12 protein-coding genes and 1 riboswitch are annotated in these 15,212 nt (G+C 35.0%); of the genes, 6 read left to right on the plus strand and 6 right to left on the minus strand.

Translation table 11 applies throughout. The annotated features are described in order from the left end of the window. The first annotated feature begins 214 nt into the window (after positions 1–214). Positions 215–883, plus strand: a complete 669-nt coding sequence (gene ung, locus ACO05S_RS06930) for a uracil-DNA glycosylase (RefSeq protein ID WP_421920795.1) — start codon at positions 215–217, stop codon at positions 881–883. Positions 884–1,171: 288 nt separating this feature from the next. Here the strand turns inward: ung and ACO05S_RS06935 are convergent, their stop codons facing one another. Further along, positions 1,172–1,573 (minus strand): DUF4783 domain-containing protein, encoded by a 402-nt coding sequence (locus ACO05S_RS06935; protein WP_421920796.1) that lies wholly within the window; start codon positions 1,571–1,573, stop codon positions 1,172–1,174. Positions 1,574–1,779: 206 nt separating this feature from the next. On the opposite strand from ACO05S_RS06935, the gene rlmH reads away from it, so the two are divergent. The 3 genes from rlmH (at position 1,780) to ACO05S_RS06950 (ending at position 6,783) form a co-directional block, all read left to right on the plus strand. After that, entirely contained in the window at positions 1,780–2,253 is a 474-nt protein-coding gene (gene rlmH / locus ACO05S_RS06940; protein ID WP_421920797.1) for a 23S rRNA (pseudouridine(1915)-N(3))-methyltransferase RlmH, read from the plus strand. 82 nt (positions 2,254–2,335) lie between these two features. Continuing rightward, entirely contained in the window at positions 2,336–6,007 is a 3,672-nt protein-coding gene (locus tag ACO05S_RS06945) for an ATP-binding protein (RefSeq protein ID WP_421920798.1), read from the plus strand. Then, the gene (locus tag ACO05S_RS06950) at positions 6,007–6,783 is read left to right on the plus strand and encodes an MBL fold metallo-hydrolase (protein WP_421920799.1); all 777 of its coding nucleotides are present in this window, start codon (positions 6,007–6,009) and stop codon (positions 6,781–6,783) included. The genes ACO05S_RS06945 and ACO05S_RS06950 overlap by 1 nt, the downstream gene beginning before the upstream one ends. Positions 6,784–7,045: 262 nt before the next feature. Here ACO05S_RS06950 and ACO05S_RS06955 read toward each other — a convergent pair whose 3' ends face one another. The 5 genes from ACO05S_RS06955 to era all read right to left on the minus strand — a co-directional run bounded on the left by ACO05S_RS06955 (position 7,046) and on the right by era (position 12,384). After that, positions 7,046–7,639, minus strand: coding sequence for a LuxR C-terminal-related transcriptional regulator (locus tag ACO05S_RS06955; RefSeq protein ID WP_421920800.1), 594 nt, complete (start codon positions 7,637–7,639; stop codon positions 7,046–7,048). Positions 7,640–7,648: 9 nt separating this feature from the next. Further along, positions 7,649–8,377 carry a hemerythrin domain-containing protein gene (locus ACO05S_RS06960; protein WP_421920801.1) on the minus strand — a complete coding sequence of 243 codons (729 nt, stop codon included), beginning with the start codon at positions 8,375–8,377 and terminating at the stop codon, positions 7,649–7,651. A gap of 404 nt (positions 8,378–8,781) precedes the next feature. Next, on the minus strand, positions 8,782–10,041 hold the full coding sequence (locus ACO05S_RS06965) for a tetratricopeptide repeat protein (protein ID WP_421920802.1): 1,260 nt from the start codon (positions 10,039–10,041) through the stop codon (positions 8,782–8,784). Between the two features lie 132 nt (positions 10,042–10,173). Continuing rightward, positions 10,174–11,481, minus strand: coding sequence for a ribosome biogenesis GTPase Der (der, locus tag ACO05S_RS06970; protein ID WP_421920803.1), 1,308 nt, complete (start codon positions 11,479–11,481; stop codon positions 10,174–10,176). Between the two features lie 21 nt (positions 11,482–11,502). Beyond that, positions 11,503–12,384 carry a GTPase Era gene (gene era, locus ACO05S_RS06975; protein WP_421920804.1) on the minus strand — a complete coding sequence of 294 codons (882 nt, stop codon included), beginning with the start codon at positions 12,382–12,384 and terminating at the stop codon, positions 11,503–11,505. 376 nt (positions 12,385–12,760) lie between these two features. Here era and ACO05S_RS06980 point away from each other — a divergent pair, with 376 nt between their 5' ends. Together ACO05S_RS06980 and ribD are read left to right on the plus strand one after the other, a co-directional pair. Next, positions 12,761–13,414, plus strand: coding sequence for a hypothetical protein (locus ACO05S_RS06980; protein WP_421920805.1), 654 nt, complete (start codon positions 12,761–12,763; stop codon positions 13,412–13,414). A gap of 380 nt (positions 13,415–13,794) precedes the next feature. Next, positions 13,795–13,913, plus strand: a riboswitch (FMN riboswitch). A 173-nt stretch (positions 13,914–14,086) separates the two neighbouring features. Beyond that, positions 14,087–15,187: a bifunctional diaminohydroxyphosphoribosylaminopyrimidine deaminase/5-amino-6-(5-phosphoribosylamino)uracil reductase RibD gene (gene ribD, locus ACO05S_RS06985; RefSeq protein ID WP_421920806.1), complete on the plus strand. Its 1,101-nt coding sequence runs from the start codon at positions 14,087–14,089 to the stop codon at positions 15,185–15,187. Positions 15,188–15,212: the final 25 nt, after the last annotated feature.

The raw sequence follows: 15,212 nt of genomic DNA on the forward strand, positions 1-15,212 counted from the left end.
AAATAAAGATCCTGCAAATAATTGTTGCAGGATTTTTTTTAATCAAAACTCTTTGTGGTTTATACATCTATTACCAGCATCACCTTACTCAATTGCATACAAAGAGTATTGAATGGGTTTGCGATTGTTTTTGTGGGCTGTTAAGCTTCTATCTTTTAATAAATTTGGTTTACAACATAGAAGCTTATTATCTTCGAAAGAAAAATTTCGAAATATGAATGTGCAAATTGAAGAATCCTGGAAGCTGAGGTTGCAAGATGAGTTTTCAAAAGATTATTTTAAACAATTGGTTCAATTCGTAAAATCAGAATATCATAGCAAGAATATTTATCCGCCAGGCAAGCTAATTTTTAATGCCTTTAATAAGTGCGCATTCGATAATGTAAAGCTCGTGATAATTGGGCAGGATCCTTACCATGGATTGGGACAAGCCAATGGTTTGTGTTTTTCGGTTAATCATGGCGTGGCTCTGCCACCCAGCTTGCAGAATATATTTAAGGAAATTCATTCAGATCTGGGTTTATCTGTGCCAAATAATGGAAATCTGGAAAAGTGGAGCGAGCAGGGCGTTATGCTTTTAAATGCTACATTAACCGTTCGTGCCAATCAGGCCGGATCTCACCAAAACAAAGGCTGGGAACAATTTACCGATGCCGTGATAAAGTGTTTGTCTGAAGAAAAAGATGGACTTGTTTTTTTGCTTTGGGGGGCATATGCACAAAGAAAAGGAGAGCAGATTGACAGATGCAAACATTTGGTATTAAAATCGCCTCATCCATCGCCTTTTTCTGCCGACCGGGGCTTTTTTGGCTGCAAGCACTTTAGCAAAGCCAATACCTATTTAAGGAAAAAAGGAAAAGCCCCAATTGATTGGAGCCTTTGATATTTTTAACGTGAGTTCGACGTAAAATTCTATCCACAGAAAGTTATATTTGCGATAGATTTGCATTAAAAATTTGGAAAGAATAGCGGGCTATTTTGAGGAATTTTTAATGTGAAGATGTCGTAAAGAGAACTTTCCATTATGTGTTTGCCTGCTTTAGGCATAAATTTCCTCAAATCTTCTTGAAATATCCCGATATTCCTTCGAAAATTTGAGAAAATTTCTACTCAAAATCAGTGCAAACTGTGAACGAATTTTACCTCGAACTCACGTTATTTAACTGATTCGTTAATCTTTTTCGATGTTCAACTGGTGAACAATGAATTTTCCATTCTGTTTTTTTAGCAGGAAACTTACACGGAAATTTCCTTTTCGGGTGAGAAGGTCACCTGTTACATACCTGGCGCCAGTTTTACCTCCGGTATGCTTCTTTTTGAAATCCGTTGGCGGAAAATCTCTAAAAAATTTCCCAATAATCTGTTTGGCTTGAGACTTGCTGTATATGGCTTCCTTATTTTGAATAGATAGTTCTACCCTATCGCCAAAATAATTTGATAAACTTACACTATTGCCTTTTTTAAAAGCCAATATTAAGTTATTTGGCAAATCGTTATTGTTTTGCGAATGAGCTCCAGATACAGAGACCAGCACAAATAGAATTCCTATAAATATGTATTTAATGATTCTCATCTGAATAGTTTTAATTCAATATCATTTACCTTTACACAAATTCTGTGCGAAAAACTTATCGCAAGATAAAAAAAATCTGATCTTCATCCTTTTTTTATGTAGAGTTTTGATTCTAAAACAAACCATTAAGCTGTTCTATGCGATAATGCATTGCTAAGGTTTATAGTAAATTTTGTTGAGATTAGATTCGAAAAATTAATAGATATATGAAAGCAACTCTTTTGGTTATTGGGAAAACAGATAAGGACTTTGTAAAAAAAGGCATTGAAGAATATCAAAAACGCTTGGTGCATTATTTGCCTTTCGATATTAAAATCATACCCGATTTAAGAAATACGAAGAACTTAAGTGAGAATCAGCAAAAGCAAAAAGAGGGAGAGTTAATTCTTGGAAAAATAAATTCTTCGGATACCTTAATCTTGCTTGATGAAAATGGCAAAGAATTCTCATCGATAGGTTTTTCGAAATTTATAGAACAAAAAATGATTAGTGGTACCAGAAATCTGGTTTTCGTTATTGGTGGCCCCTACGGTTTTTCCGAAGATGTATATAAAAAAGCTCAAGGAAAAGTGTCATTGTCAAAAATGACTTTTTCTCATCAGATGATTCGAATGATATTTATTGAGCAACTTTATCGTGCAATGACAATTATTAAAGGAGAGCCTTATCATCATGTTTGATGATTTAATTGAATTCTACTAATTTGTGGGAGGTTTAGCATGAATTTTGCAAATCGAAACAAGAAATTCAAAACGATTCAACTTGAAAAATAAACTTCTCAAATACATTCTGGGAATATCTGTACTGGTGTTCTTCCTATTGGCCATCTCTTCGGATTATCTCTATAACAGGGAGGATAGTATGATGCGATCTGCCAATCGAATTCAACAAATCTTTCAAGAGAAGGAACCATCATTAAAAAAAGATTTAACTGAATTGCGCAATGCAATCGCCAATAAAAATGGCGGTTTAAGCAACTACGATAATTTTACTGAATTTGAGCACGACCTTAAAAAGGATGGCTTTGTTCTTTTGGCCTTTAAAAAGGACAGTCTGGTTTTTTGGAGTGACAATACGTTTATTATACCTAAACTGAATCAATTTGAAGATGCACATGGCAAAGTCAGAAGATTTGAAAATGGATGGTATTACATTCAGAAACAAGCATATGATTCTATTGATTTATACGCCTTATTACTAATTAAAAAAATATACCCTTACCAGAACAGATACTTAAAGAATCATTTCGAACGAGAGTTTGATATTCCTGCAGAATTTAACATTTCTTTGAATCAAAAAAAGGGAGTTCCAATACATGATAAAGATGAGAACTACTTATTTTCGCTGGAGCATCGCGACTTTGGATACAGTGCTCCAAGGTTTCAAAACAGAATAGGGATCTTTTACGGAGTTTTTATATTGCTACTCTTAATTCTAATCAGTGTTCTAATTCTTGAAATCACTAATGTAAGAGTTGGTTTAAGTGTTATAATAGCTTGGGGAATATTATTATTAGTTCTCCGATACTTGATGATTCAGTACTCATTTCCGTCTGTTTTTTCCAATTTGGAAATATTCTCACCCATGCTTTTTGCCAAGTCTTTTTTCTTTCCATCCTTGGGTGATTTCTTCTTGAACATTTCGTTTCTGTATTTATTTACATGCACTTATGTATCTTATGGATGTAAGCATGATATTTTAAAAGGAGTATCTGAAATGGGATCTGCAGCACTTTTAAGCTTACACCTTTTATTATACTGGTTGCTTTTCTATTGCACAAACGGATGGGTAAATAGCTTGATGATTGACTCAAGCTTTAGTTTGCAAATGTTTGTTTTTCAAGATTATGGTTTTTATGTTTTTGTGGGCTTCCTGATATTACTTTTGCTAATGTATGCTTTGGGGTATTTTGCACATTTTATTGCCAAGTTGGCAAAGTCAAACTGGTCAATCAAAAAGTATTTGATATTTACTTTAGGTGTATCTGTGCCATTGATTATATACATCCTTCTGTTTTCTTACGATACTAAAGATTACCTTTTTCTTATTTTGCCATTGGTAATTTTACTTTTTGTTGGTTTTGCAAATTATAAAGCCGAAAAAGGAGCTTACCATTCTTTAATGATTGTTTTGCTTTTGTTCGTAGCAGTGGCTCTTACCGGTCGAATTAATGTGCTCTCTGATAAAAAAGAAGCACTTGATAGAAAGGAAGTAGCAATTGGTTTGTCTGCTGAATATGATCCAACTTCAGCAAACTTATTAATAAACATGCAAAGAAAAATTGATTCTGATATTCAATTGAAGCAAATGTGTCAAATTCCATTTAGGAACGATAACGAATCAAAGATAATTGAATATATCGCATCAAAATATTTTTCGGGATTCTGGGAACAGTATTACTTGCAGATTACCATTTGTGATCGCATAGATAAATTAGAAATTGAACCCGACAATGAAACTCGAAATTGTTTTGAATTCTTCGAAGAAATGATTCTTGAATCGGGCGAGAAAATTCCCAATACAAAATTTTATTACTTAAATGATTTTGATGGAATGGTATCCTATCTGGGGAAGCTTGAATATAAGACAAAACAATCGGGAGCAGTTAAAATTTTTATTCGTCTCGATTCAAAGCTTGGCAACGAAGGTATCGGATATCCCGATTTGTTGCTAGATGAAAAGATTGCTTTAAAACAAAAAGGAAATTACTATTCGTATGGGAAATATAAAGATGGCAAATTGATTGCCTCATCGGGTAAGTTCAATTACTATATGAATGAGAACGTTTTTGGCGAGAGTAGCGAAAAATACTTACATGTAAAGCTGGATGATTATGACCACTTGGTATATCGATTCGATAATAATACTGTGGTTGTTAGTTATCCCATAGTTAATTGGTACAATAGATTGATAACCGTTCCATACATTTTTGTGTTTTTGTATTTGTTTGGGCTGTTCATTTATTTGTTAAGAAACTTTCCTTGGAATTTTAAATTCAACATGAGCTTTAAGTACAGAATTCAATATTCAATTGTGGGTTTATTAATGTTGTTCTTTTTGTTGTTGGGCGGAGGAACTGTTTACTATACCATTGAAAGAGCCGAAGAAACAAATAATAAAAAGCTTGAAGAAAAACTTCAATTGGTAAAGCAGGAAGTGGTTTCAGGATTAGGTGAAAATTTAAATATTGATTATTTAACGGATAGATTACGGAAATTATCAAGCCTAATATATGCTGATATCCATTTGTATGATCTATCGGGAGAGCTGATCACTTCATCGCGTAGAGAAATTTTTGATAAAAACCTGCAATACAATAAAATGAACTTTGCAGCCTATTATCAGCTGTTTTTTAAAGAAAAAACAAGCTTCATCCACAAGGAAGAGATTGGCACAATGTCTTATCTTTCTGCATACGAAACCATTGTTGATGATAACAATGAGATTATCGCTTTTGTAAATTTGCCTTATTTTATAAAGAGTCAGGAGCTGGAAAGAGAGATGTTTAATTTGGTACTGGCAGGAGTAAATTTGCATGTTTTTATGATTTTACTTGCCATATTCCTATCTGTATTTATCTCCAATAAGATTACCTACCCCCTTCGGATCATACAAAATCGCTTAAAAGCAACTCGATTTGGTTCTTACGGAGATAAAATAGAATATTCAAAAGACGATGAAATTGGCAGTTTGGTAAAAGAATACAATCAAATGCTGTTGGAGCTCGGAGAAAGCGCAAAAAAACTGGCTCGTTCCGAGCGCGAATCAGCCTGGAGAGAAATGGCACGCCAGATTGCGCACGAGATTAAAAATCCCTTAACGCCAATGAAGTTAAGCATACAGTTCTTGCAAAAAAGATTTGAAGATAAATCGGAAAACCGTGAAGAGCATTTGCAACAAGTAAGCAAAACCTTAATTGATCAGATCAATGCCTTGTCTTCTATTGCAACAGCTTTCTCAAATTTTGCAAAAATGCCTACAGCCAATAACAAAACACTTAATCTGGTTGATGTTCTCAATCATGTGGTTTCGCTGTTCCGAAACGATGAATTGGATTTAAAACTTCAGTTGAATGGAATCGAATCGGCTAGGGTTTTTGTAGACCGGGAACAGTTTATTCGTGTATTTGTAAATTTAATCAACAACGCCATTCAATCCATTCCTGACAACCGCAATGGACAAGTAATTGTAGAACTGGAAGAGGAAAAAGACTATTATAAGGCCTGTGTAATTGACAATGGAAATGGCATTAGCGATGAGGATAAAGAAAGACTTTTTAATCCTAACTTTACCACCAAATCGGGAGGAATGGGTTTAGGTTTGGCCATTGTGAAGAATATTGTAAAAAATGCCAAAGGAGATATTTGGGTGGATTCAGAGCAAGGAGTTGGTTCATGTTTTAATCTTAGAATTCCTAAAAAGAGGGATTGGTAATGAGAATCAAAGTACTATTAGATAATACTGCGCTAGACGGATTTGTATCGGTTCATGGTTTCTCTTTGATTGTGGAAGCCGATGAAAAGATCTTATTCGATGTTGGCCCAAATGATTTATTTTTGGATAATGCACGCCGTCTTACTGAAGATCTTTCGGATATTGAATATGTGGTTCTGAGTCATGGACATTGGGATCATGGAAATGGATTGTTGCATTTATCGGGTAAGGAATTGTTATTGCATCCTGATTGCTTCATTACAAGATATCGTAAGCGAAATAATACTCCTGTTGGCTTATCCAAATCAAAAGAAGAGCTGTCCAAAAATTATAAAATCAAAGAAAGTAAACATCCTTACCAGATTTCGGAAAATATGGTTTTTTTGGGCGAAATTCCACGAAACAATGATTTTGAGTCTCAGGTGAGTCCCTTTCTCTTGCCCGACGGTTCGCCTGATTTTGTTCCGGATGATTCAGCCATCGCAATCACTATGGATAAAGGTTTGGTGGTAATTAGCGGATGTGCGCATGCAGGCATTTGCAACACGGTTGATTATGCCCAAAAAGTGTGCAAATGCAACGAGGTTTACGCTGTATTAGGTGGTTTTCACCTAAAAGAAATAGATGAACTTACTTCCAAAACGATTGACTACCTGCATTCCAAAAACATCAAGTTTCTGGGACCAACCCATTGCACAAGCTTTAAAGTTCGCGATGAATTTGCAAAGCATTTTAATGTTTTAGAATTGGCAGCTGGAACTGTCTTAGAGCTTTAGCTATTTTAACGTGAGTTCGACGTAAAATTCGTTCACAGTTTGATCTGATTTTGAGTAGAAATTTTCGAAGGAATATCGGGATATTTCAAGAAAATTTGAGGAAATTTATGCCGAAAGCAGGCAAACACATAATGGAAAGTTCTCTTTACGACATCTTCACATTAAAAATTCCTCAAAATAGCACACTATTCTTTCCATATTTTTAATGCAAATCTATCCCAAATATAACTTTCTGTGGATAGAATTTTAAGTCGAACTCACGTTATTTTACTTCGTCCATAGAGATGAGATTATTCAAAATTGCATAAACCGTTAAGCCCGAAACAGATTTAATCCCCAATTTGTGGGTTATGTTCTTTCGGTGGGTTACAACCGTGTGTATGCTTATAAATAATTGATCGGCAATCTCTTTATTTGTAAATCCAAGAGCAATGTGCTTTAGTATATTTTGTTCTCTGGCGCTAAGTGTTTCGTTTGATTTAGTATTCCGATCTTTTCCAGATTTTTGCTCAATAATTTCCTCTAAAAGCTTTAAGATATCTTTCTGGTTATCTTGATAATGGATAAAAGCGTCAGCTTTGTACTTTCTGCGAATCGAGTCATCACCGGATATTAAAACCAAACTCATATCTTCTGCTGATACAAAAGTCCTTTTTGCATCCTCATCCTCAAAATTAAGCATGTTAGGATTTACAATTAATATTCCCGGTTTCAATCTGTTTACAAGTTCGTACAATTCGTTTTTGTTAGTAACTGAATGAAGAATCTCAGCATTTCCAAGATTATGAAGTATAGCTCGAAGCCCTTTACGAATCAAACATGTGTTTTCTGCAATAAGAATGGTGGTTCTAGGCATATTTGAAGATTAAAACAGGTTTTGAATTGATTTCTCCATTAATATAATTTTGGGAATTAAAACCTTTTCCTCAATTCTTGAGTGGTGATTCAAATCTTCTTCGAGTCTGAACAAATCAAGAATAATGCTATGATATAATGTCGAATTTGAAGGCGGAGCCACATACTTAATCATGATGGTACGCAAATCCATTAGCTTTTCTTCCACATCATCATGATCTTCTTCATATTCCTCAATCGAAAACTGCTCAAATATTTCCTTGTTGATATCAGACATCGACTCTGATTTAATAATTTCGTCAACAGCCAAAACATACGGAAATACAACATCTTCTTCTCTCATAATATGATCGGTAAGCTCCGATTTGTATCCTTCAAAAAAGTTTCTGATTAAGGCTATGTGTTTTTTATCTTCACTACCTTCCATCTCCAGGCTTTTTATTTTTTGCTCGATATCAGTTACCGTATCGTTTAGGTAGCTTGCATGAGTCATCTTAAGATAAGCAACAATCTCGCCTACAGGTATACTTTGTAATTCTTCCTTTGGGAAATAATCCTGATCGTGATATGCATTTAGCAATTGCAAAAAAAAGTTTAAATCTACATTGCTCTCTTGGCAAACTTCACTCACGGTTTTATCTCCAAATCCTAATTCAATTCCAAATCGATGAATGACAGGAATCAGCATGTAATTCATCTGAATCACATCTGCCATTTTCATACTCTCTTTTATGTGCATGTCGGTGTTTTTATCGAATCTAAATTAGTAAAAAAAAGGAAATCGAATCAGAAGAAGGGAAAAATAGCAATCGAAAGCCGAAACCAAATGAGTAATAACACTAAAAAAGAAATACCATGGCAAAAGATTTCCTGAATTCACTTGGCCTCGGTTTCGGGAGCTTGTTTTTAAGTCAATACAAACTTAATCAGCTAAACTTGAGTTCGCAATACCAACATTTAGGTATAATCGCTTTTAACCTGATTTCGACTAACAATATTGTCACAGTTTGAACTGATTTGGAGTAGTGATTTTCTCAAATTCCCGAAGAAATATCGGGATATTGCAAGGGAATTTGAGGATGTTTATGCCAAAAGATGTGAGATGACTTTCTGTGGCGAATTTTTTTAATCGAAATCAGGTTTTTATTTTTCGAAATGGATTTTCTCTTTTATATTCAGAATTCTTGATTTTGAATACTCATAACGCTCGCCACCAATATCATTGGTTTGGTTGATGTACTTCGAATAGTATTGAAGCGCCTTCTTTTTATTGTCGCCAAACTCTTCGTAGGTGGTAGCAATTTCGTAAAGAATTTCCGGATTCGAATCATCAAGCTCAAAGTGCTTTTTATACTCTGCTACTGCTTTCCCGAACTCACGATTTGCACTATAGGCTTTAGCCAGATACAAATGCATGGATGATATAATAGGCGGAGTAATGTAATCTAAAGCGTTTGTAAGGTATACAATGCCCTTTTCGTTCTTGTTCAAACGCGAGTAACAAACCCCCAGGTAAAAGTTCAACATTGGATCTTTTTCAAATGCTTTGACGCAAGTCTGAAAAGATTTAATGGCTTTTTCATATTGTCGGGTTTGCATGTAGCAAACACCTAATTGTTTGTAACCGTTCTGATTAAGTTTTTTTCTCGATTCCAGATCTTTGTACATGTTTAAAGCATTCTCATACCATTCCAAGCCAACCAAACATTGTGCCTTCTTTTTTTGTATCAAATGATTATTTGGGTAAACTTCAAGTCCTTTATTGCAAAATTCCAAAGCTTGTTCAAGACCTTGCATTTCGTAAAATTTCTGAATCACATGCAGAATTGTAGATAAGTCCTTCGAATTAAGCTCATATGCTTTTAAATAAGATGCCAATGAACCAAGGTAATTTTGCATTCTATCTTTTAAATTACCTGCTTGTTTATGAAGATATGGATTTAAAGAGTCGCGCTCAATTAATTTATTATAGATTTCCAATCCCTTACGATAATTACTAAGATTAGCATAGGTTTTTGCCAGTAACAAATTGCCTTGATAGTGCATCGAATCAATAGATTGAAGTTTTAAAAGTTGTTTTTGCGATTCAGGAAAATTCCCCGATGAATAAAGGCAACTGCAATAATTAAATAGTATTGCAGTTGAATTTGCTTGCAATTTGTGTGCAACCTGATAATTCTCTATGGCAGCTACATACTGATTAAGATTTTGATAAACTTTCCCCAATCGAAAATACAATTTACCATTGGTACTATCCTTTGTAATCATCTGCTTAAGAATTGGAATTGCACTTTCATATTGCCCGTTAAAAAGCATTTGGTCTACCTTATTGATGCGTTGCGAAAATGCATTGGGAATAAATAAAATATTTGCTAGTACAAGGGTTAAAATTAAATGTTTCATAGTTTTCCTGTTTTTTACAATTATCATATAAAGATAACTAAATGATTAGTTTAGAAAAATAATTGTACAAATTTGAGAAAAAAAAAACCGACTCAGACTATCTGAATCGGTTACTATAATTGCACTTTAGAGTTATTTTTTTCTCATAAAAATCTGGATAGGAACACCTGTAAATTTCCAGTTTTTACGAATCTGGTTTTCAAGATATCTTTTGTAAGGATCTTTAATATACTGAGGCAAATTGCAGTAGAATGCAAAAGTAGGAGCCAAAGTAGGCAATTGTGTTACATACTTAATCTTAATAAATTTACCCTTTACCGAAGGAGGCGAAAATGCATCAATGGCTTCCTGCATTACTTTGTTTAGTTCAGAAGTTTGGATTTTACGAACCCTGTTTTCGTGAACTTCCAGAGCAGATTCCAATACATTCAATAATCGTTGTTTCGAAATGGCAGATGTAAAAATGATTGGTACATCGTTAAAAGGAGCTATTCTGTTTCTGATTTCCTGCTCAAACTCCTTCATGGTGTTGGTTTCTTTATCTATTAAATCCCACTTGTTTACCATGATCACCGCACCTTTTCTGTTTTTGATAATCAAATCAAAAATGCTCAAATCCTGGGCTTCCACACCGCGTGTTGCATCAAGAATTAACACGCAAACATCAGCCGTTTCGATGGTTCTGATCGAACGCATTACCGAATAGAATTCCAGATCTTCGTTAACTTTTGGTTTTTTACGAACCCCGGCAGTATCAACCATTACAAAGTCGTGCCCAAATTTTTGGAATCTGGTGTGAATCGAATCCCTGGTTGTTCCGGCAACATCGGTAACAATATTTCTCTCGATGCCGATTAGCGCATTTACCGTTGACGACTTTCCAACATTAGGACGGCCAACAAATGCCAGTCTTGGCAAATCGCTGTCTTCATCTTCGGGTTTTTCTTCAAAATCTGCAACAACAGCATCAAGCAAGTCTCCTGTTCCCGAACCATTCACCGAGGAAATTGGAAAAACAACATCTCCAATACCAACCGAGTAAAATTCGTTGGCAGCAAAAATCAAATTGCTATTGTCGGCTTTGTTGGCTACCAAGTATACCTTTTTGCTAGTTCTGCGAAGAATTCCGGCTACAGCTTCATCCAAATCAGTCATTCCATGTTGCACATCCAAAACAAACAAAATAGCATCTGCTTCGTCTATCGCCAACATTACCTGCTTGCGTATTTCTTCATCGAATACATCTTCCGAATTGAAAGAATATCCACCTGTATCTATTACCGAAAACTCCTGTCCGTTCCAATCTGCTTTTCCGTAATTACGATCGCGAGTTACCCCTGCAGTTTCGTTTACGATGGCTTTTCGGCTTCCTATTAATCGATTAAAAAGTGTAGATTTTCCAACATTTGGACGACCTACTATTGCAACAATATTACTCATACCTCTTAATTGTGAACTGTTTTACTGGTTGTACCCGAATCCTTTTAATTTATTTTCTTTATTTCTCCAATCTTTGGCAACTTTAACGTAAATCTTTAAAAATACTTTCTTACCAAAGAATGCTTCCATGTCTTTTCTGGCTTCGGTTCCAACTTTTTTAAGTGCTTTACCCTGGTGGCCTATGATGATTCCTTTTTGTGACATTCTTTCAACATTAATCACTGCCATAATGTTGATAATTTTAGGTTCATCTTTGAACTCTTCCACTTCCACTTCCACAGCATACGGAATTTCTTTATCGTAATTCATCAAAATTTTTTCCCTGATGATTTCATTCACAAAGAAACGAGATGGCAAATCAGTCAATTCATCCTTTGCAAAGTAAGGAGGCCCTTCAGGCAAAAGCTCCAAAATTCGATCAAATAAATTGGACACATTAAAATTCTCTTTTGCCGACATGGGAAAAATCTCAGCATTAGGTAATTTTTCTTTCCACAAATCCATTAATTCAACCAATTTATCCTGGGTGGTTAAATCAATCTTATTTAAAATCAGGAGTACCGGAATATCAGTATTCTGAACCTTTTTAAGAAATTCCTCATTCTTATCGATGGTTTCTACAACATCAGTAACATATAAAATAATGTCAGCATCAACCAATGCAGATGTAGAAAACTTCATCATCGATTCCTGAAGTTTGTAATTCGGTTTTAAAACTCCCGGAGTATCAGAATATACAATCTGAAAATCATCACCATTTACAATTCCCTTAATTCTATGGCGTGTAGTTTGCGATTTCGAGGTAATAATCGAAATGCGCTCTCCAACCAGTTGATTCATTAATGTCGATTTTCCAACATTCGGATTTCCAATGATATTTACAAAACCTGACTTGTGAGGCATAACTACTCCAATTAAGTGATTTAAAAATTTTTGCAAAGATAGAATAATTAATGTGATTAACGAAAATGGATGTCCATCGAAGACTTATGCCGTTTGTATCCTCCAGAGTTCTACATAACAGTTTAATCAGAATCGATTCCTTCATGATTTATATCTAACATACTGCATAGGTGCAAGTTTAATAAATTCCTAGAATTCCTCTCATGCCTTAATATTTTTAGGAGAACGAATTAATAATTTCAATCAATTCGCTTGTCATATAAAATAGAAATACCCATAAATAATTTAATATTAGAAAAAGATTAATATTTTTTTTGTATGATATATAAACAATCGTTAAATTTATGCGGAACGTCTATTATTTAAAATAACTATAATGTATACATCATTTAATGAAAACATGGAGAAGCATCGTATTTTACTATGGAATGCTTCCGGCGATACCGCCATTCAACCCCGTTTAGCTCTTTACGGATATACTTCTGAAAAATTGCAGGAAGGTCAAAGTCTTTGGGAAAAAACAAATTCTCTGGCACAAATGCAAGACCAAGAAATGGACGAACAAAAAGAAGCTACAAATCAATTCAACGAATATTTGCAACAGTCCATTTCCGAACTTAAAAAGTTTAAAAAACTAGCACGCCTGGTATTCGATACCAAACCCAATGCATGGAACATGCTAAAGCTCGATCGTTTAAATATTGCCAAATTCACCGATTGGTATGCCGATGCCGATATGGTGTTTACCAATATTTTGGATCACCCTGAGTGGATTACCAGCATGCAAACTTTTGGTTACAGCAATGAAACCATAACCAGCATGCAAAACAAGTTGCACAATCTTAAAAGTCTGAGGCAAGTGCAACAACAAGAAATTGGTGATGCTCAGCAAGCAACCAATCAAAAGTGGAATTCTTACAATCTATTAAAAGAGTTTTGCTACAAATTGTCCGAAGTTGCAAAAATTGAGTTCGAAAACGATGCCCAATTGCTCGAAAAATTAGGCATATTGGTTCGATCAAACTCATAAAATTCAACTTACTTGTAAAATCATATAGACGTATGCTGATTCTGCGGAATCAGCTTTTTTTTATCTAATCTTACTTTAGCATTCCGAAATGCCAAATGAAAGTTCCGAAATCACACTTGAGCAATCTGAAATCGCATTTGAACCATCTGAAATCATAAATTAGCATTCTGAAATTATATTTTAACAAGAAGAAATGACAGAGTGGCAGTTGAAAATGATTCCTCACCATTCTGAAATGACACAATAGCAGGTTAAATAAGCTCAGGAAATATGGCGCATAGGATTTTAATCCACAAAACAAATCGGCATTTGTTTTTAAAACTGAAACATCTATATTTGTAGCGGAAACAGTGCTTCAAACTCTGTTTCAACATATTTTATTGTTTCTTCAGGGCAGGGCGTAATTCCCGACCGGCGGTAATAGTCCGCGAATCTGTAAAAGGATTGAACTGGTGAGATTCCAGTACCGACAGTATAGTCTGGATGGGAGAAGAAAAACAATTGATCGATTTGATTGATTCATGTCATTGGAAAATTAATTCCAGTTGACATACCGTATACTAAATGCCCTGAATAGTGAATGCTGTTCAGGTTTTTTTTTGTAATTAGAATTTAAAATGTGTGATTGATTTTTAATGTAAGACAATCCTCATTAACACATTCAGAATAAAAATGAGCAAAGATTACGAGTATATGCACATGGCTTTCGAGCTTGCTAAAAAAGGAGTTGGGAAAGTAAATCCTAACCCTTTGGTTGGTGCTGTAATTGTAAAAGATGACAAAATCATAGGAGAAGGTTATCATGAATATTACGGCGGCCCTCATGCCGAGGTAAATGCTTTTCGTTCGGCCAAAGAATCGGTTGAAGGTGCTACAATGTATGTAACTCTTGAGCCTTGTTCGCATTATGGCAAAACACCTCCTTGTGCCGAAGCCATTGTAAAAAACAAAATTGCGAAAGTTATAATTGGTATGCTCGATCCCAACCCATTGGTGGCTGGACGTGGTGTAAAAATTTTAGAAGAAAATGGGATTGATGTTGATTTTGGTTACTTGTGCGAAGAGTTAAGAGAAATGAACCGCACTTTTTTAAAATTCATCCAATCTAAAACACCTTACGTGATCATGAAAACGGCCATGACCCTGGATGGAAAAATTGCCAGTAGAACAGGCGATTCCCGTTGGGTATCGAATGAAAAATCGAGAGCCAAAGTTCATGAATTGAGAAACAAGCTGGCCGGAATCATGATTGGTGTTGATACCGTAATTGCTGATGATCCCATGCTTACCACACGACTCGAAAATGGAAAGGGAAAGAATCCTATTCGTATTGTGGTGGATAGCAAAGCAAGAATCCCATTACATTCGAAGATTTTAAATACTTGCGATCGGGCAAAGACCATTTTGGCGGTAACGGAAAGTGCAGATGCTGATAAAATCCAACAGATTGAAAAGAAAGGAAATCAAGTTTTAAAGGTAGAGGCTTTAAATGAGAGAATAGATTTAAACAGTTTAATGAAAAAGCTGGGCGAACAAAATATCGATGGGATATTGTTGGAAGGTGGAGCTAGTTTAAACTTTTCAGCTTTGCAATCGGGCGTAGTTGATGAGGTGATTTCTTTTGTAGCACCAAAAATTATCGGAGGTACAGAGGCAAAATCCCCGGTAGGAGGAGAAGGCATTGAATTGATGAAAGATGCCATTGAATTGGATGAGATAAGATACGAGCAATTGGGACAAGACATGATGCTAATAGGAAAAATAAAAAAGTAGCTCTTTCTGATAACCGATAACTGAT

Source organism: Marinifilum sp. (assembly GCF_965230805.1).
In the GTDB taxonomy this organism is placed as follows: Bacteria; Bacteroidota; Bacteroidia; order Bacteroidales; family Marinifilaceae; genus Marinifilum.

Excerpts from the sequence above, each read along its gene's own strand:
- der (WP_421920803.1), bottom strand. The coding sequence starts at position 11,481 with ATGAGTAATATTGTTGCAATAGTAGGTCGTCCAAATGTTGGAAAATCT.
- ACO05S_RS06960 (WP_421920801.1), bottom strand. The coding sequence starts at position 8,377 with ATGCACATAAAAGAGAGTATGAAAATGGCAGATGTGATTCAGATGAAT.
- ACO05S_RS06965 (WP_421920802.1), bottom strand. The coding sequence starts at position 10,041 with ATGAAACATTTAATTTTAACCCTTGTACTAGCAAATATTTTATTTATT.
- rlmH (WP_421920797.1), top strand. The coding sequence starts at position 1,780 with ATGAAAGCAACTCTTTTGGTTATTGGGAAAACAGATAAGGACTTTGTA.
- era (WP_421920804.1), bottom strand. The coding sequence starts at position 12,384 with ATGCCTCACAAGTCAGGTTTTGTAAATATCATTGGAAATCCGAATGTT.
- ribD (WP_421920806.1), top strand. The coding sequence starts at position 14,087 with ATGAGCAAAGATTACGAGTATATGCACATGGCTTTCGAGCTTGCTAAA.
- ACO05S_RS06935 (WP_421920796.1), bottom strand. The coding sequence starts at position 1,573 with ATGAGAATCATTAAATACATATTTATAGGAATTCTATTTGTGCTGGTC.
- ACO05S_RS06980 (WP_421920805.1), top strand. The coding sequence starts at position 12,761 with ATGTATACATCATTTAATGAAAACATGGAGAAGCATCGTATTTTACTA.
- ACO05S_RS06950 (WP_421920799.1), top strand. The coding sequence starts at position 6,007 with ATGAGAATCAAAGTACTATTAGATAATACTGCGCTAGACGGATTTGTA.
- ACO05S_RS06955 (WP_421920800.1), bottom strand. The coding sequence starts at position 7,639 with ATGCCTAGAACCACCATTCTTATTGCAGAAAACACATGTTTGATTCGT.
- ung (WP_421920795.1), top strand. The coding sequence starts at position 215 with ATGAATGTGCAAATTGAAGAATCCTGGAAGCTGAGGTTGCAAGATGAG.